General features: G+C 22.7%; 16 protein-coding genes and 3 tRNA genes. 7 read left to right on the top strand and 12 right to left on the bottom strand.

The window, feature by feature from the left end; genetic code table 4:
- Positions 1-21 precede the first annotated feature (21 nt).
- From coaE to EXC65_RS03325, 6 genes are all read right to left on the bottom strand, one after another.
- On the bottom strand, positions 22-570 hold the full coding sequence (coaE, locus tag EXC65_RS03350) for a dephospho-CoA kinase (RefSeq protein ID WP_129720077.1): 549 nt from the start codon (positions 568-570) through the stop codon (positions 22-24).
- Complete coding sequence (locus tag EXC65_RS03345) at positions 551-1441, bottom strand: 5'-3' exonuclease (RefSeq protein ID WP_129720076.1); 891 nt, start codon at positions 1439-1441, stop codon at positions 551-553. Before EXC65_RS03345 ends, coaE begins: the two co-directional genes overlap by 20 nt.
- Positions 1431-4346: a DNA polymerase III subunit alpha gene (gene dnaE / locus EXC65_RS03340; RefSeq protein WP_129720075.1), complete on the bottom strand. Its 2916-nt coding sequence runs from the start codon at positions 4344-4346 to the stop codon at positions 1431-1433. Before dnaE ends, EXC65_RS03345 begins: the two co-directional genes overlap by 11 nt.
- 80 nt (positions 4347-4426) lie before the next feature.
- A tRNA-Arg gene (locus tag EXC65_RS03335) sits at positions 4427-4503 on the bottom strand.
- Between the two features lie 4 nt (positions 4504-4507).
- Positions 4508-4582 (bottom strand) — tRNA-Cys (locus tag EXC65_RS03330).
- Between the two features lie 38 nt (positions 4583-4620).
- Positions 4621-5412 (bottom strand): Cof-type HAD-IIB family hydrolase, encoded by a 792-nt coding sequence (locus EXC65_RS03325; RefSeq protein ID WP_129720074.1) that lies wholly within the window; start codon positions 5410-5412, stop codon positions 4621-4623.
- 120 nt (positions 5413-5532) lie between these two features.
- Between EXC65_RS03325 and EXC65_RS03320 the strand changes: the two genes are divergently transcribed.
- A complete protein-coding gene (locus EXC65_RS03320) occupies positions 5533-6588 on the top strand; it encodes a ZIP family metal transporter (RefSeq protein WP_232018837.1) in 1056 nt (351 codons plus the stop codon).
- 3 nt (positions 6589-6591) lie between these two features.
- Here the strand turns inward: EXC65_RS03320 and EXC65_RS03315 are convergent, their stop codons facing one another.
- On the bottom strand, positions 6592-8007 hold the full coding sequence (locus EXC65_RS03315; protein ID WP_129720073.1) for a hypothetical protein: 1416 nt from the start codon (positions 8005-8007) through the stop codon (positions 6592-6594).
- A gap of 225 nt (positions 8008-8232) precedes the next feature.
- Here EXC65_RS03315 and EXC65_RS03310 point away from each other — a divergent pair, with 225 nt between their 5' ends.
- From EXC65_RS03310 to EXC65_RS03305, 3 genes are all read left to right on the top strand, one after another.
- Complete coding sequence (locus tag EXC65_RS03310; RefSeq protein ID WP_165001347.1) at positions 8233-8421, top strand: type I restriction enzyme subunit R domain-containing protein; 189 nt, start codon at positions 8233-8235, stop codon at positions 8419-8421.
- A gap of 369 nt (positions 8422-8790) precedes the next feature.
- Complete coding sequence (locus tag EXC65_RS04480) at positions 8791-8943, top strand: hypothetical protein (protein ID WP_165001346.1); 153 nt, start codon at positions 8791-8793, stop codon at positions 8941-8943.
- Between the two features lie 44 nt (positions 8944-8987).
- Positions 8988-9386 (top strand): hypothetical protein, encoded by a 399-nt coding sequence (locus tag EXC65_RS03305; protein ID WP_129720071.1) that lies wholly within the window; start codon positions 8988-8990, stop codon positions 9384-9386.
- A gap of 115 nt (positions 9387-9501) precedes the next feature.
- On the opposite strand, the gene EXC65_RS03300 is transcribed toward EXC65_RS03305, so the two are convergent.
- Positions 9502-10065: a thymidine kinase gene (locus tag EXC65_RS03300; protein WP_129720070.1), complete on the bottom strand. Its 564-nt coding sequence runs from the start codon at positions 10063-10065 to the stop codon at positions 9502-9504.
- Positions 10066-10207: 142 nt separating this feature from the next.
- Here EXC65_RS03300 and EXC65_RS03295 point away from each other — a divergent pair, with 142 nt between their 5' ends.
- Genes EXC65_RS03295 through hinT form a run of 3 tightly spaced genes read left to right on the top strand, consistent with a single transcriptional unit; the run spans position 10208 to position 14361 of the window.
- On the top strand, positions 10208-12379 hold the full coding sequence (locus EXC65_RS03295) for a HinT-interacting membrane complex protein P80 (RefSeq protein WP_129720069.1): 2172 nt from the start codon (positions 10208-10210) through the stop codon (positions 12377-12379).
- An 11-nt stretch (positions 12380-12390) separates the two neighbouring features.
- Positions 12391-14034 (top strand): HinT-interacting membrane complex lipoprotein P60, encoded by a 1644-nt coding sequence (locus EXC65_RS03290; RefSeq protein ID WP_129720068.1) that lies wholly within the window; start codon positions 12391-12393, stop codon positions 14032-14034.
- A 6-nt stretch (positions 14035-14040) separates the two neighbouring features.
- On the top strand, positions 14041-14361 hold the full coding sequence (gene hinT, locus EXC65_RS03285) for a histidine triad protein HinT (RefSeq protein WP_129720067.1): 321 nt from the start codon (positions 14041-14043) through the stop codon (positions 14359-14361).
- Between the two features lie 53 nt (positions 14362-14414).
- Here the strand turns inward: hinT and EXC65_RS03280 are convergent, their stop codons facing one another.
- From EXC65_RS03280 to prfA, 4 genes are all read right to left on the bottom strand, one after another.
- On the bottom strand, positions 14415-16580 hold the full coding sequence (locus tag EXC65_RS03280) for a DUF262 domain-containing protein (protein WP_165001345.1): 2166 nt from the start codon (positions 16578-16580) through the stop codon (positions 14415-14417).
- Between the two features lie 67 nt (positions 16581-16647).
- Positions 16648-16721 (bottom strand) — tRNA-Gly (locus EXC65_RS03275).
- A gap of 47 nt (positions 16722-16768) precedes the next feature.
- Positions 16769-17485, bottom strand: coding sequence for a peptide chain release factor N(5)-glutamine methyltransferase (gene prmC, locus EXC65_RS03270; protein ID WP_129720065.1), 717 nt, complete (start codon positions 17483-17485; stop codon positions 16769-16771).
- On the bottom strand, positions 17472-18548 hold the full coding sequence (prfA, locus tag EXC65_RS03265) for a peptide chain release factor 1 (protein WP_129720064.1): 1077 nt from the start codon (positions 18546-18548) through the stop codon (positions 17472-17474). The genes prmC and prfA overlap by 14 nt, the downstream gene beginning before the upstream one ends.
- Positions 18549-18565: the final 17 nt, after the last annotated feature.

Genomic DNA, 18565 nt, shown 5'->3' with positions numbered 1-18565 from the left:
AAACTATGTGTCATAATTTTATTACAAGTCAAAAGCATTTTTAAAAAATGTTTCAAAAAAACCAGTTTTATTAATATCTTCCCACAAAATATTAACAGTTTTTTTGCCTACATTTCCAATATTTAATGAGTTATTTATATTTTTAACTAATTTATCAACATTCTTATTTTGAATGTTTTGTTGTCTTTGTTTTTCAGGTGTTACTAAGACATATATTTTAGTAAAATATTTACTGAAATCAATATTTTTACCTTGGATATTTGCTATTTCAACAAAATCATATGTATTTTGAATTAAATGTTGTTCTAAAATGGGATAAACTAATTTTTCAATAATATTAATATTATCAGGTTTTTCAACAATAAATTCTCGAAGTTTATCTTTTAAAACATGTTTTTCATTAACAAAATCATTTCCTAATGTTTCTTTTATTTTTAAATAACACAAGTTATTTTTTTGGTAACATTTTGTAATAAATTCATCGCAATTCAAAACTTTGTAACCATAACTTGCAATTTTTTTTAAAAATGTGGTTTTTCCAGAACCATATTTACCTGTTATTGCTATCATCAATGAATTTCCTTATTCTAAATATCAATTTTTTTAAATTTAAATAAGATAAAATTTTTTGAGCATCATCAGAAAAAGAAATATTTAATTTAATAGAGTTTAAATTATGTTTACTAGGTGCATTAAACAATAATTCAGTTATTTTTTTACATAAATATGCATTTTTTTTTGATTCAATAAATTTATTTTGGATGGAAGCACTTAATTTGTCAAGAGAAGCATAAATATTGTCAAGTGTTTGATATTGCAAAAGTAATTTTTTCGCTGTTATTTCTCCAATACCTACAACACCTTTTAAATTATCTGAATTATCTCCAGCAATAGCCTTAAAATCCACTATTTGTGTAGGTTTTAAATTTTCTAATTTTTCAAAATTTTCAATATTTTTTAACAAAAAATTATTTTTAACTTTACATAAAATCGAAACATTTTCAGAAACCAACTGCAAAAGATCTTTATCATCAGATCAAACTATAATTTCATTATTATCTTTTAATTTATTGCTAAATGTTGCTATTAAATCATCAGCTTCAAAATGTGGTATATTTTCATAAACAATTTGAAGTTTTTTTAATATTTTTTTAATTCAATCAAATTGAATTAATAATTCTTCAGGTGGTGATTTTCTATTAGCTTTATAATCACTATTTAAATTATGTCTATATGTTTTTTCTTTTGAATCAAAAGCTAAATAAATGTGGGTAGGATTCATGATCTCTATTACATTAAATAATGAATAAAAAAAAGTATTAATTGCATATGTTGGTATTCCACTATCAGATTTCATCAAAGTGTATTTAGTTCCAGAACTAGCATAAAAAGACTTAAATAAAAGTAAATTTGCATCTATTAATAAAATTCTATTTTTCATAAATTTCCTTTATTAATTTATAAATTGAATAACCTCTTGTGTTTTTTAATATTTCAAATTCATAAATTTTATTTATTTTAATCTTGTTTTCTATATTTTTTCAATAACTACTAAAAATAAATGCTGAAATTTGCTTTGAACTATCTGATAATTCTATTTTTGCCATCAATTGGTGTTTTTTATCATAAAATGGTGAAATTTTTAGTACTTGTAAAGGCAAAACATATTTATTGCCTTGTCTCATATCAGCTAATCTTATTTCGCCTTCAAATGATTTTTTAGCTGCTTTTGTAAAAATAATTCCTAAATAATTTAATTCATTTTTTTGTATTTCTTCTATATCATCTTTATTTTCAAAACCATCAATTTTTTCAGCAAAATTATCTACAATTTCTTTTATTAAACTATTATTTTTATCAAAATCATAAATATTATTTTCAACATTAAAAGCATTAAAAATGGATTTAATTTTTTGTTGACTACCAAATTCACGCAATGCATTTGATTCAATTAAAATTTTAATTATTGATTTGCTAATTTTATTTTCATTCATACGAATTAAAAAGTCTATCAAATCATCAAAAGGTTTTTCACTTCTAATTTTTAAAAGTTTTTGAGTTGCTACATTACCTAAACCTTTAATCATAATTAAAGGTAAATAAATTTTATTATCTTCAATAATCGGTAAATCAGAAATAGAATCAAAAACATTTATAGAGGGAGGTAAAATTTCAATATTGTATTCATTTGCTTCAGCTACATATTTTTTAATTACATCATGAGAACCCCGAGCATTATTTATCAAGGAACTGAAAAAAAATAAAGGATATTTAGTTTTTAAATATGCCATTTTATATGCTAAAACAGCATAAGCAACAGCATGTGCTTTGTTAAAACCATATTCAGCAAAATATTCAATAGATTTAAATATTTTGGTAACAAGGTTTTCACTATAATTTTGTTTTATAGCATTATTTATAAATTGTGTTTTCAACTTATGCATATTGTTATAATCTTTTTTAGAGATAGCTTTTCTAAAAATATCAGCCTCAGCAAAAGATAAATTAGCTATTTTTTGACAAATTTCCATAATTTGTTCTTGATAAACAATTATTCCATATGTAGATGATAAAATATCATCATAAACTTTTGAAATTTTAGGTATAAAAGCACCTTGTTTTCTTTTAACATATTCAGAAATATTTTCCATAGGTCCTGGCCTAAAAAGCGAAATCACACTAGCTAAGTCGTCGAGTGAACTAATACCTACTTTTTTTAATGTATTTTTCATTCCTGGAGATTCTAATTGAAAAATACCTGTAGTTTGGCCTTTTGACAAAAGAATATTAGTTTGAACATCATACAATGGGATATCTTTAAACTCAAGTTTTAAATTGGTTGAGTTATTAATAAATTCTATAATTTCTTGAACAATTGATAAATTTTTTAAAGCCAAAATATCTATTTTTAGTAATCCAAAATCTTCAAGATACTCCATTGAAAATTGTGTCTCTAAATAGCCTTTATCATTTAAAATAGTAGGTACTATGTTTTCTATTTCTTCACTAGAAAGTACAATCCCAGCAGCATGAGTTCCAAATTGCCTTGGTAAACCTTCGATTTTTTTAGCCATTTGATAAATTTTTTGATATAAAGGATTTGAATCTATTTTTGCTTTAAATTTCGGACTATTTTCATATGTTTGTTTTAATGTGGTAGTATCATCAAACATCCTTTTAGTTAATTCATTTACTTCAGTAATAGGAACATTGTGAATTCTTGCAACATCTCGAATTGCCATTTTTGCACCTAAAGATTGAAAAGTAATAATAGAAGAAAAATTTTTAAAACCATATTTATCACTTAAATATTGCAATACTTCTTCTCTTCTGTTGTCTGCAATATCAATATCTATATCAGGCATAGTAATTCTTTCAGGATTTAAAAATCTTTCAAAATACAATCCATATTTCAATGGATTTACTTCAGTTATATTCAAAACAAAAGCAATTAATGAGCCTGATACACTCCCACGTCCTGGTCCAACTAAAATATTTTGTTCTTTGGATCACTTAATTAAATCTCAAATTATTAAAAAATAATCAGCAAATTTAAGATTTTTAATTATATTAAACTCATAATTAATTCTTTGTATTGAATCTTTGTATTTTTTTAGTTCAATTTCTTTTTCTTTTAATTTTTCAAATATTATTTTTTTTAAATATTGTTCAGAAGTTAAATTTTCATTATTTTTAAATTTTGGTAAAAAATTTGGTCTTTCAGGAAAAATAACATTAATTTGATTAATAATGTTATTTATTCTTTTTGAAACTATTTCAGAAACATTTTCATTTAAAGCAAAAGCTAAATATTTTTTAGTATTAAAATCTTTTTTAGAAATAGATTTTAATGTTTCAAGAGCATCATATTCATCTAATGTTAAAATTTTAGTTTCATTAACATAAATAGAATTTTCTACACTTTCATCATTTGTTGAAATATAAAAATTTTTATAATTTAACAGTTGATTGTTTTTTGCATAAATACCATAATCAGGATGATCTATTATAAAAATATTATCATTTTCAATTTCTAATAAACTAATTACATTGTTATTATTTTTTTTAGAAACTAGTTTAGCTAAAAATTGATAACCTTGATAATTTTTAGCTAATAAAATAAAACGATAATTTTCTACATCCAAATCAACTCCAATAATTGGTTTAATATTAAATTCTTTTGCTTTTTTTAAAAATTTTGGTAAAGCAAACATATTATTTCTATCTGTAATAACAATAGTTTTTATATTATTTTGCTTTGCATAATCAAATAATTTATCAATTTTTATAGTTGATTCTAAGAAACTGTATTCTGTATGAACATTTAAATTAACAATTTTTCCCATAGCACCTCTTTTTTAACAAAATTATTATATTTTAAAAAATGGAAAGTATAAAAAAATACTTTCCATCGGTCAATTTGAAATGGCGCGCCCGGAAGGAGTCGAACCCTCAACCTTTTGGGCCGTAACCAAACACTCTGTCCTATTGAGCTACGGACGCATATTGGAGGCACCAACCGGATTCGAACCGGTAATCAGGGTGTTGCAGACCCATGCCTTGGCCGTTTGGCTATGGTGCCATTTTTTTTAAATAATTATATTATAAACAAAAAAATGTTTAAATAAATTTCTTTATAATCTTTGCAATACCTGCATTACGCCTTTTAGGGCCTATTTCATCAGCAATTTTTTTCAATTTTTTTGATCCTGATTTTACAGCTATTAATTTTCCAACAATATTCTTTGTTGAAGAATCATTCATTGAATCACCAATGTGAATAGTATTTTTTAAATCTACATTTAAAATTTTAGCAATTTCTTTCGCAGCAATTCCTTTTGAACAATCTTTTCTTGTTATCTCTATAGCTCAATTTTTACCAACAATTTCAACTGAAACTTCATCTTTAAAATGTTTTTTAATTTCAGAAAAAATTTTATTAATTTTTTTTTGACTTTTGTGAATTAATAAAATTTTATTAGTCTCATAAGGTTTAAAATCTGTGTATTTTTTAGCTTTAAATGAACTAAAAATAGAAAAAAAACGATTCCAAAAAAATGGACCATAAATAAAAAAAGAAGAGTTAGCCACAATAGATGCTTTAAATTGTTTAGCTATTTGAAAAATAGAATCAACAACTGATGAAGAAATCTTTTTATCTTTAATTTTATGAAAATTTTTATCATAAATTAAAGATCCATTTTGGCAAACAAGAAAACTTGCATTAACTGATTCAGCAATTTTTCTAACATGTCATGTAAAAGAACGACCAGTTGAAATAACAACTTTTCCAATTTTGGAAAAATTGCAAACAGCTTCTTGATTATTTTTACTAATTTTAGCTCACTGTCCAACACCAGTGTCTAATAAAGTACCATCTAAATCTAAAAACAAAACATCTATTTTATTCATTTATTAAAAAATTATATAATAATTTATCAAAAAATAATATTTTTTTATTTTATTATAATGTTTTTTATATATAATAATGTTTGTATATGAATAGTATGCGTAGAAAGAAGAAAAAAATAAATGTTTCCATTTACAAAAAATCAATTTAATGATAACTTATATGCGGCCATTTCTTTAAATTTAATTATTTATATTTTTATTTTATTAACATTTCCTGCTTTATTAGCTTTGATTGTTGCTTTTGTAAAACCAAAAATTAAAAAAACCACTAATATTTATTTATATGCTTTTAGCTCAGGAATTTTATTAATGATTGCAACAACAGGTTTACTTAAAGAAGCTTTTGAAGAGAGTGAAAAATTTGCACATACATTTTTAGAGTTAAGAAATATTGACCCACATGCTAACCCAGTATATGAACAACTTATTCAAGCTGGGCTTGTTACAGGTGGTAGTGTTTTAGGTGTGGCAGTATTTTTTGCAATTAGATATTTATTTGTGAAGCGTTTTCAAATTGAAAAACACAAAAATCACGAAGAACATGGGCATCATGATCATATTTTTAATTTTAATGATATTGACAATCCTAAAGCAGCTTGATTAGCTATTTTACTTTTGCTTTCTCATAGAACAATTGATGGTTTTATTTTAGGGGCTACAGTAGCAAGGATGTCAGAAGGTAAAGAATTAAATTATGGATTAGTTATTACTTTTAATATTCATATTGCTATAGAGATTTTGATTGTTCACTATAGACAAATACAATATGGACAAACTATTAAAAAAACAGTTATTTATAATATTTTAACAATAGCTTTAATTATTCCTATTATGATTGTTGGTTCTTTTTTAAATAAATTTTTAAGAGAAACAGGATGAATTTTACCTTTTGTTAATTCATTTGGTGGGTCTATTTTAGCTTTTGCAGTTATCATAGAATTAGTTCCAGAGTTTATCCATTTAAGAAATAGCGAACAAAAAGAATGATATTTAGCTTTATTATTTTTTGGTATAGGAATACTCTTGACTTTAATGCTTTTAGCTTTCCATACACATGATGATGTGGATATGACACATAAAATCAATGAAATAGCTGGGAATGCTGTGGTTGTTCCGCCTGCGCTTGAACCTTGTCCTATTGGTATGCATAGACATGGTACAGGACCTTGTCATTAAAAATTAAACTTCTTTACTGAAGTTTTTTTTATGCACAAAATTTAAATTTACATCACTTATTAATTCCAAATTAGTTTTTTTTATAAGTTTTATTCTATATTTGCCAGAAAATTTTGCTTTAAAATTAATTTCTTCATAATTTTTAGTTATTGAATCTGAAATATCAACCTGCTTTCATGTATTATCTAGATATTCAAGAACTAAATCTATATTATTTGACTCTTTTTGTTTTTGAAAAAAATTATAATTTGTATTTTTAAAAAAATTTATATGTTTTTCGAGCAAAATAAGTGGAATCAATGGTGAAATAAATGCTTCTGATGCTATCAATAAACTTTCATTAATAATTTCTGCTTTTGTTAAAGGATTTGTATTAAAATCTATAAAATTTAAATTTCAAATTGCATTTACATTTAAGTTATCACCACTATTTAAAAAAAATTCTTTTTCTAATAAAACATTGTTTTCTTTTTTGTGATCAATTTTTAAATTAATAAATCCAGAATTTTTAAATATATTTCAAGATTCTTCATAATCTAAAATACCAGAACCAATTTTTATATACTTATTGTTAAAATTTTTCTCACTAAAAAAAGCATGTTTTTTAGTTCCTAATAAAAAAGAATTAAGAATTTTAAAATTTTTATTTATTACTTGATCATTTTCTCCATATACTAAAAAATCAAAAAAAGAAGTGATAAAAAATATTGAAGCATAAATTTTAGGTTCTAATGAGTTATCTATTTTATCATCTATAACATCTTTAATATAAACAACTATATCTGGAGAGTTTTTTTGAAAAAAATTCCTATATTTATTTTGTTTATTTAATACAACTTTAGTTGTTTTTATTTTGTTTTCATTATTTAGTATTTTTGATGTATCTAAAGGTGATATAGTGAAAAAATTTGCAAAATTATTTAATAATGTTTCTTCCTCGGATCAAGGTGCAAAATTAATTATATTATTTTTTATTGTTAATTCATTTAAAAGCGAAAGGCATAGAAGTGCTTCATTAATATTTTTAGAATTTGGAATATCATTATAAATATGAAAAATATATTGTATATTTTGTTCTTTAATTTTTAAAATTTGGTTTCCATATTCCACTACATTATTAAAAGGTAAAAAAATTATTTCAATTTTTTCATTTAAAAAATTAAAAAGTTTTTTTAAAAAAATTATTTTTTCATTAATTATATGTTCACTTTGATCTGGGTATTTGGTTTTATCATAAAAAATAGCTAATTTTTCTGTTTTAACATTAATTTTGGTTTTTTTAATGTTTATAAAATTTATTGCACTTTTAAACTTGTCATAATTTATTATTTGTGTTTTTACATTATCTTGTGTTTGCGCACTAGATCCTACAAATAAAAACAAAAAAAACACAAATAAAAGAAGCGAATTTTTTAACATTTTTTTTATCATATTTTTAAATATAAAAAATATAATTTTATTTTTAAAAAAAGTAAAAAAATAGGAAAAATATTTTTGTTTTTTAATTTAATATTGAAATAATATATTTTTTCAATTAATTCAATGTGGTTAAATTCAAAAATTTATTAATTTATTTTTGCTTTTGAAGCAATTAAAGATTTAAAACATTTTTGGATGAAATAAATTTTGATAAATATATTAATTATGTTCAATATTTACGAACCCACTAAAGATGGCATTGATATTGTCTTGGTTGTAGATATGCTTTTAACAGGTTATGATTCATCTAAAACTAATACCCTTTATAAAAATAAGCAATTATTTAATCACAATTTAATTCAAGTTTTTTCAAGAACTAATAGAATTTATAAAAAAATAAACTTCATGGTTTAATAATTAATTTTTCTGTTTCAAAAAACAAAATTGATGATGCTTTTATAACTTATGCAGAAAGTGATAAAAACGATCTTGTTAACATTATGTATAGTGAGGCATATGATATTTAAAAAATCTTTTATAATATAAAAGAGAGGAAGGGGTTGGAGATTTGAAATTATCAGGTAAATTATGAAATCTTTTAAATACTCAAAAACAAAACTTATTAGATGAAGATCAATCAACTATCCCTGACAATAACTTAAAAAATCTTTATTCTTTAGTTTAGAGAATGGGTCAGGTAAATATAGAATACCTGCGTATTTAAAGAATAAGATACAAGAAGATTTTAATAAAAATAAAGCATTACGTGGAGCAAAAAAAGTAATGGATTCATATGAAGGACATGAAGAAAGCTCTTTTTATATAAAAAGTCATCCTGACAATATATCTCAAAAATTGTGAGAAGCTTTAATAATAACAAAACAAGAGTCAGTGTTATATGTAGACAATAATTTTAATGTTCTTTATGATATATAGAACCAAATCTTAAACCTAAATATTCAAAAGATTCTTGAGGCTTTTTGAGAAAATGAGGTAAAACAAAACCTACAAAGTTAGATTGATCTCATATTGATGGTATCTATTATATTATTACAAAAACAAAAGATGAACCACTTATTAAAGATAGTAAAGGAGAAAATACAATGAAAGCATTAAAATGATTTGGAGATAAAAATAAAAATAGAGTTTGAAATGATTCATTAACTAATCGTTCTTTTAGAGATATTCTTGATTCAAGAAAGAAAATAACTTGAGATAGTGAAACTAATCTTACTAAACAAGATTTAGAAGAATTGAAATTATGAGTTTCTGAAGAACTTTATGATAAAATTTTATTTTTAATTAATCGTAACAATTCTTCTGTTGAAAAAAATGAAGAAAAATCTTTTGAAAAAAATTTAACTAAAATTGAAAAATAATAAAACTCAAAAATTAGATTTAATTAAAATAGTCAAAAACCCAATAGTAAAAATTGTTAAAAATAGTTTTTACTATTGGGTTTTGGTTATAAAAGTTTTTAATTGTTAAAATTATCTATTTTTGCTTTTGAATATGACAATTTCTGCATCTTGCCTCATATTCATCAACATCTCCCAAAACTTTTAAAGCATTACTTTTTGTTTTTCTAAAAGTGGTAGATGCTGCTTTTTTACATTGTAAACAAATTGCTTGTAATTTTGTAATATGTTCTGCGATAGCTAAAATTTGGGGCATAATCCCAAAAGGTCTTCTTAGATAATCCATATCCAGCCCACTTACAATAATTCTTATTCCCTGATCTGCTTTTTCATTAATAAAATTAACAAGATCTTTTTGAAAAAATTGCGCTTCGTCAATGGCGATTGCTTGATGTATTCTAGGATTAAACAATTTTTTAATCTCTTCAATATTTGAAGCGCTCTTTGCTTTCACTTTTGCACCTGTTCTTGAAATAATTTCTTCATCTGAGAATCTTTTATCAAATTTATGTTTTATAACTAAAGTTTCAATATTTGCGTATTTTAAAATTCTTATTCTTTTTAACAATTCATCTGATTTACCTGAAAACATTGGACCTGTAATTACTTCAATCATACCTTTGTAAAATTTTTTATACATTTTTCCTCCATTTTATTAACAATAATTTTTATATTATAATGCTATAATTGAAACAAAAAAACTTTTTTTTGGTAAAATTTTTATAGTTTAATTTAATTAATAATAAATTAAAAATTTATTTTCAAAATAAGAGGTAATAATTATGTCAAAAAAAGAAAGTTGAAAAAAGAAAATTGCTAGACTAAATTCAAAGATAGAAAAAAAAGATAAAAAGAAAAAAGAATTAACTCCTCAACAAATCAAAAGAAGAAAAATTATTAAAATTATACTTGGTCTCTTGGTTTTCTCTGCTGTACTTGGAGCAGGTATTGGTGTACCTTTAGGTGTTATCAACACTAAAAAAACTATTCAAAGCACAAGACAGAAAGAAGATGTTATTGCAAAAATTAATAATAATAAAATTAACATGAATGAAATACTTGGTGTTTTAAACAATAACACAAAAATTGAAAATGATGAATTCAAAAAAGTTGAAAAAGAATTAATAAATTATTTGTATTCACAAGAATTAGAAGGACAAAAATTATTTAAAAAAGCATGAGATAAATCATATGTTAAAGATAAAACAAGCAGCAATGATACCTACAAAGTAACATTAACAAGTTATGAAGATGTAAAGGCTAAAAAACAAAATATTGTTAATGATCACAAATTACAATATCAAAAAACTTTTGGTTATGACAATTGAGAAACTGAATTTAACAAATTTTTAGCAACAGATCCTAAATTTAACAAAGCATCTACTATTGATGAAGCTGTAGAATTTTTAGTTCAAGAAGAAATTAAAGGTCATGCATTAGCTAGGTTTCAACCATTAATTAAAAGAGCTTTTAAACTAAAAGATGTTAAATACAGAGTTTTAAGTGAAGATATCAAAGATGAAAAAGACAATATAATTTACAAAAAAGGCGATAGATTATTTAAAGATATTATTGTTCTTGAAGACACAAATGATTCATCATCAATAGTGAATGCTAAAGCTGCAACAGAATTATCAAAAACTGATAAAGAAAAAACTGCAAAAGAACAAGAAAATATTTTGAACGAATCTTACATAAGTGCTTTTATGACAAATTCTTATGTCAAAAAATACATGAATGGTTTTAATTTAATTAATGAATTTTATTTTGAGGATCAAGCTATTTTTAAAAATAAATTTGAAATTTTTGACATTTCGCAAATTGTTTTAAATATAGTCCCTGATTCTACAAATATAAATAAAAATTGAAAAATCTCACAAGATACCTTAAAAGAGCTTTTGGGTTATTCAATAACAAAACTTGATGAAAAAAATAAAGTCCTTGAAGCTAAAAGTATTTTTAATTTATTAGAAAATTTCCAAGGTGCTATATCTAAAGATAAAACCTTAAATTCTAATGACAAAATTTTGTTAGGTGCTATTAATAAAGATGCAAACAAAAAAAATGTTACAAATTTAGGTCAACAGGAGTTTAAAAATTTATTTCAGTTTTTTGAGCAAGACATACCTTTTGCAACTACTTTTTTAGATGATTTATTTAAAATTCAAAAAAAAGAGAATGTTTTCAGTAAGGATATTTTAGAAAAAATTAAAAAAGACATTTTTGAAAAACATGGGAAAGAAAACTTAATAGTAAATGAAGCTGATTTGGTAGGAAAAGATCCTAATGAAATAGAAGGAATAAATGAATTAATTTTTGAATTTATAAATTCGTTAACAAATGAAAATATGGAAGAAATTGGCAAAATATTTAAAGAAGCTTTTCTAAATCCTAAAGATAAAAAAATGAATATGCTTTTTAAAATAAATGATGTAAATAATTTATACATGACATACAATTCTAGAGGTTTAATATTATTTAACAAAAAAAGTATTTCTAAAATAGATGATTTGAAAAAAATTATTTTAGATGATTTATTAATTGATGCAAATTCAAAATTTAATAAGACAAATGAAGCACGTATAAATATTTCTAATTTATTCAAAGAATTAGAACAAAATAAATTAATTATAAAAAAATTAATTAATGAGCCAGAATTTAAAAATGTTATTTTAGATAAATTGCAAGTTAATAAAACACAAGAACAAAAAACTAAATATATTGAAGCATTAGAAAATAATGTAAATAAATTTGCTAGCGGATATTATGTTTTAAAAGCTATTGAAATTGCTGAAAAAGTTAATAAACACTTTGAAGAAATAAAGAAAAATAATTCTAGCTCTGATCTTATCTTTGACGCAACAAACAAAGAATGAAAATTTGAAAACAAACAAGACCAAAATGATATTGATGCAATTTTTGAAAGTGTATTAAAAAAACTAAAAGTAAAATAAAAGGGGATAACATGAAAAAAAATAAAAAAATTTATACTTATTTAAGTTTTGGTTTGTTGTTCACTCCATTTATTGCTAATTCATGTGGTGAAGTTGTAACTTCAATAGATAGACAAAAAGAAAATCAAGATTTAAAATCAACAGAAGTTAAAAACTATTTAGAAAACAAAACTGTTGAATTAATTTTAAAAGATTATTGATATGGTAAAGATGTTGACTTAGAAAAAGAAATTGAGAAAAGCGAAAGTTCATATTTTAAAGATGCTTGAAAAGCTTTTGATTTTTATCAAAAATATAATTTAAAAAAGAATCCATATTATTCTTGAAACATAATTTCAGAGTTAAATAAAAATAACGCTCTAAGTAATGATGATTATATTAAACTTATAAATAATATTAAAAGCCCAGAAAAATTATTTTCTCAAGAAGATTTTAGATTATTGTTTAAATTGAATAATAGTAATATTAAATATGATATTAATAAAATGTTATTAAATTTAAATTATTTATCTAAAATGAAAAAAGAAAATATAGAAAAATCTAAGAAATATAAAAATGTTTTTGATACTACAAACAACAATAATTCTAAAAATAAAAATATTTATGAAAATATTAGTTTAACTTCTAATGATTTCTTCTTAATTTCTTTACTTTTAAACAAAGAAGTAGCTCAAGTTTGAAATTTTGAATCAGATGAACAAAACAAAGCTAAAACTTTAAGAAATATAAAAATTTATGGCGAAACAAGTGAAAAAGATTTTAATAATTTTTTAAGTCCTAAAACACAAAATTTAGAAATAACAAAATTAGCAAAAGATTTTGAACTTTTTGAAATTAATGATTCAATTGAATTAAAAAATTTGTATGGTTATAAAGGTATTTTATACAATCAAAATAATTTACGAAAATATGATTTTTCTTATTCTTTAAATGATTTAATGCGTTTACCTGAAATAAAAAGTGGTTTTTTAAATAATGAAGAAAAATTAATTTTATCAAAAAACAATTTAATAAATGCTTTAAAATGAAAAGGCAAAAAAGAATTGAGTGTTCAAATAAAAGAAAATTTTGATAAAAATAAAGATAGTTCAGTCATAACTAAAAATGATTTAGAAATTATTAAACCAAAAGATGTTGATGGTGTTAAATATGAAATTCATAGAATTTTGACCAAAGATAAAAATGACAAAAATATTGATGTATTAATCAAAATGACTTTAGATTCTAATGATTCAAAAAATTTAGACTCTAGATATTATTGAGTAAATAATTTAAGCTGAGATAGTACAAAAATTAATAAATCTATCCAAATACCAGAAGAAGGAAAAGAGTTAACACAATATCCTGACTTTATTAGTTATTGAGATTCAGAACAAGACAAATTATTTGCATCATATGTTTTACCAATAGTTCCACTTTACAATAATAATATTCTTGAAAATAATAAAAATAAAATTTACTTTTCTTTAAATTCAACTCCATGAGAAAGCGAAGAAAACAAAATTAAATTAATACATTCTTTATATTTAGCTGATGAAAATTCATTATTTAATGAGGCTTTAAGTTTTTTTGAAGATGAAGGTTATAAAATAGAATACATTGATGATATATTCACACCAACAGAAGACAATAAAGATAATAAAAAGGAAAATTAGAAAAAAATGGATAAATTATTTTTGAAAATAATTAACAAAGAATTGCCAGCTGAAATCATTTATGAAGATGAAAAAATTATTGCTTTTTTAGATAAATTTCCTGTAACTAATGGTCATTTTTTAGTCGTTCCTAAAAATTATTCTAGAAATTTAATAACAATATCTGATGATGATTTAAGTTATTTAATGATTAAAGCAAGAGAGTTAGCATTAATACAAATTAAAAAGTTAAATGTTAAAGGTTTTAGGTTGATAGTAAATAATGAGCCTGAGTCAAAACAAGTTGTTTTCCACACTCATGTTCATATAATTCCTAGTGAGCACTAAAATATAAACAACAAAAAAACAGTAGTATTGAATGATATTACTGTTTTTTTGGTTTATTTAGAAGTTTTTGTAATTCAAATTCTCAGTTCATTTAAAATAGGCATAGGTAATTTTGAATTAATTTGTTTGATTAGTGAAATAATGTTTTGTGCTGATTTTTTTCTAGTGTTGATAAAGATTTTATTGTCTATTGCTTGATATTCTTCAAAAATTGGTCTGTCTGATATAAAAGACAATTCTAAATTTAAAATATTTTCTTTCATAAATGAATATATTTTATTTACAATACACAAAAATAAGTTAGCTCAGCTATTTATTTGCATTTCATTATTTAAAAGTGAAATTTTATATGGTTTACTAAATGTCACATCCCCTAGTTCATAAAGTAAAAAAGAATTTTGTTTTTCAATTATTAAATTTTGTTTTTCTGGATAAAGCAATATTTTCTCTTCTTTTCCAGTTATATAATTCAAATTATTTTTTAAATTTTCACTAACTTTTTTTGCTAAATATTTGTTTCTTTCTTGAATTTCATTCTCACTAAATGTTTTTTGTTCTAGTATGTATTTATTTGTTTCAAAAAAAGTAGATTCACTTATAAATTCTTGCTTTTCGTCGAAAGTCATTTTTTTTATGTTATTTTTTATTTTTAAAGAAGCTATAATTTCTAAAATCATTCAGTTTCCTAACAAACCATAGTTATTATTGTTGATAATTTGTTCATAATAGTTGTGATTCTTTTTTTTATCAAAGAAAAAAATAGGTTCTACAAAAAATGATATGTCTTTTTCTTGAAAATATAAATTTATATTACTTTCTGCTCACTCTGAAAAACCTTTTTCTGCTATTAATAAAAGTGATAAACCTCACGTTGTTTTGTTTTTATCATTAATTTTTTGGTGGTTTAACAAAGCATTTTCTACTTCTGCAAATGATGGCATTTTGTATGTAGATAATTTTTCTTGTTTTTCCATTTCTTTAACTAAACAAGGCAAATAGTTATCATCATTTATTATTGTGTCTTGAAAAGCGCTTGAATAAAAATTTCTAAATAATTCATTGTAAGTTGGTTTTCCTGTTTTAACAATAAAACGTCTAACAAAATAATTAATAAAATATTTTAAAGCATTTGTTAATGTTGTTAAATTAATTTTCTCTTCTTCATAATCCTTCAAAATAAAATAAATTAATGGGAACGACTCTATTGGGGCAATAAAAGTGAATTTGTTTAATAAAGTATTTACAATAGTTGGGAAAATATTACTTCCTTTTTTTATTGCCAAAAAATATTCAGAAAATTTATGTAAATTTCTTAAAATTCCAAATTTTGATTTATTTTTTGCATATCTTTTAAAAATTTTATATCAAAATTTTTTATCTTCTTTACCTACTCTAGCCTCATTTGCAACTAATGTTTCGTCGAAATATAAAAAAGATCAGATATATTCATCTAGCAAATTATCTTTTTTTAATGAGTTTTCCATAGGTGTTCAATAATTCTCATATTCTATTTGATTATCTGTATTTATTCCTGTTAATAAAAAATTTCTTACCAAATCAGAAAGAGATAATTCTTTCCCTGTTGAATTAATTCTTTCAAAAATTTCATTTTGATCGTCTTCTTTTTTATCTAATTCAATAACAACAACATCAAGATTTTTTAAATTTTGTAAAATTTTTTTAGCTATTTCAATTCTTGAAATGTTTTTTTCTTTTTTTAAAAATCAATTTTTAAAAAAATTGTAATTTCTAAATATATTAGAATTTAGATTTATTGCAGGTTCGTTTGATTGCATTAACTTTAACAAATGTTCATTATCAAGTAAAATAGGTTTTAATTTTAATTTATTTTCATTTTTATATTGATTATTAAAAAGTAAATCTTTAATTTTATCTTGTAAATTTTGTTGATTGTTTGTATTTTCACTATTTTTTTCTAAAAGATCGAGAATAACTTTTAATAATAAATAAATAGTTGTTATTCTTTGCTGACCATCAACTATAGAAAAATGTTTAAAATAACTATCTGTATTTTCTTCAATTAAAATTAAGGTTCCTAAAAAATGATTTTTTTTATAAGTATTTATTTCTAATATATCATCAAAAAGATCTTGACATTCCTTTTCATTTCAATCATAGTTTCTTTGATAAACTGGGATATGATATTGAATTTGATTTAATATTAAAAAATTATATATATTATTTTTTTTTACTTTCACAATAAAATAATTATATTCCAAAAAAAAAAAAAAAAGCAACAATGTTGCTTTGGTCAATAAATTGATATGGAGCGAGTGAAGGGAATCGAACCCTCACAATCAGCTTGGAAGGCTGAAGTTCTACCATTAAACTACACTCGCAAATCCATATTATTATACACTATTTTTTCAAAAAAAAATAAAAAAAATTAAAATTTAATTACTACAATTCTTTCTTTACCGTTTATATCTTTGTGAATTTCAATATTTAAATAAGTGAGTGCCTTAAAAAAAAATACATTTGAAGGTGATATTTCAAATATTAAAATTCCTTTTGGTTTAAGAAAAAAAGGTGCTAAATTAATAATTTTTTTATAAAAATAATTGCCTTTATCATCTGCAAATAAAGCCTTTTTAGGCTCATGATTTAAAACAGAAATATTTATTGTATATTGTTTTTGTAAATATGGGGGGTTTGATACAATAACATCAAATTTTTTTTGTCCTAAATTTTCAAATAAATCTGATGTTATTATTTCAATATTATCAACCTGGTTTATTATTTTGTTGATATGTGATTGAGAAATAGCTTCATAATCAATATCACTTAAAACAACATTGCATTTTTTATTTTTAGCAATTGCAATACCTATAAAACCACTGCCAGAACATAAATCTAGAACATATGAATTTTTATTGACAAATTCATATGTTTTTAAAATTAACTCTTCTGTTTCATACCTAGGTATTAAAACATGCCTATTAACTTGTATTTTTACATTTTGCATTTCTACAAAACCTATAATCTTTTGAATAGGTATGTCACTATTTAATAATTTTTCTTCTTTATTACTTATGGTTAGTGGCAAATTATTTCTTAATTTTTCATGTAATAAAGCATCTTTTCTAATTTTATAATCCTGCATTTTGAATTTTTTCTGCTTGTTCTTCGCTTAATAAACTATCTATAATTGAATTAAGTTGCCCAGACATTACTATTTTTAATGATGATGAATATGCAATTCTATGATCAGTAACCCTATCTTGTGGATAATTATATGTTCTTATTTTTTCACTTCTAGCACCTGAACCTGCTAATTTTCTAAAATGATCTTCTTGCTCTTGTATTTTTTTTATTTCTAAATCATAAAGTCTAGATTTTAGTATTTTCATAGCTTGCTCTTTGTTTGCAATTTGACTACGACCATCTTGTGAAGTTGCTACTACTCCTGTTGGAATATGTGTTATTCTTACAGCTGAATCTGTAGTATTAACAGATTGCCCACCCGCGCCTGAAGATCTATATGTGTCAACTCTAATTTCACTAGGGTTAATTTCTATTTCCACATTTTCATCAGCTTCTGGCATAACTGTTACTGTAGCTGTTGATGTATGAACTCTTCCTTGAGTTTCTGTTTCAGGTATTCTTTGAACTCTGTGAACACCAGATTCAAATTTAAGTTTGGAATAAACATTTTCACCTTCTACTAAAAAAACAATTTGAGTAAAACCACCAGAATTAGCAAAAGTTGAATCTAAAACTTTAACTTTCATACCATTGTTATCAGCTCATTTTGAATACATTTTAAATAAATCACCCGCAAAAATATTGGCTTCGTCACCGCCAGCTGCACCTCTAATTTCAATAATAACATTTTTATCATCATTTTTATCTTTGGGTAAAAGCAAAATAACCAATTCTTTTTCAAGAATTGGCATTTGTTCTTCTGTGAAAGCAATTTCTGATTTAGCAAACTCTACTATCTCATTGTCTTTTTCATTTAGCAATAATTTTGCTTCTTTGTTGTTTTTCTCATATTCAAGATATTTATCAAATTTTTCAACAATATTTTTTATTGATGCAATTTCTTTGTTAATTTGAGTATATTTTTTTATATCGTTTAAAATTTTAGGTTCTAACAACAAATTATTTAATTCTTTATATTTATTTTTGATTGTAAGCAGTGAATTATACATTGAAGTTTCCATAGTATTTTTAATTATAT

This window comes from Mesomycoplasma neurolyticum (assembly GCF_900660485.1).
GTDB lineage: Bacteria > Bacillota_I > Bacilli_A > Mycoplasmatales > Metamycoplasmataceae > Mesomycoplasma_A > Mesomycoplasma_A neurolyticum.
This window is presented reverse-complemented; position numbering and strand designations above follow the sequence as displayed.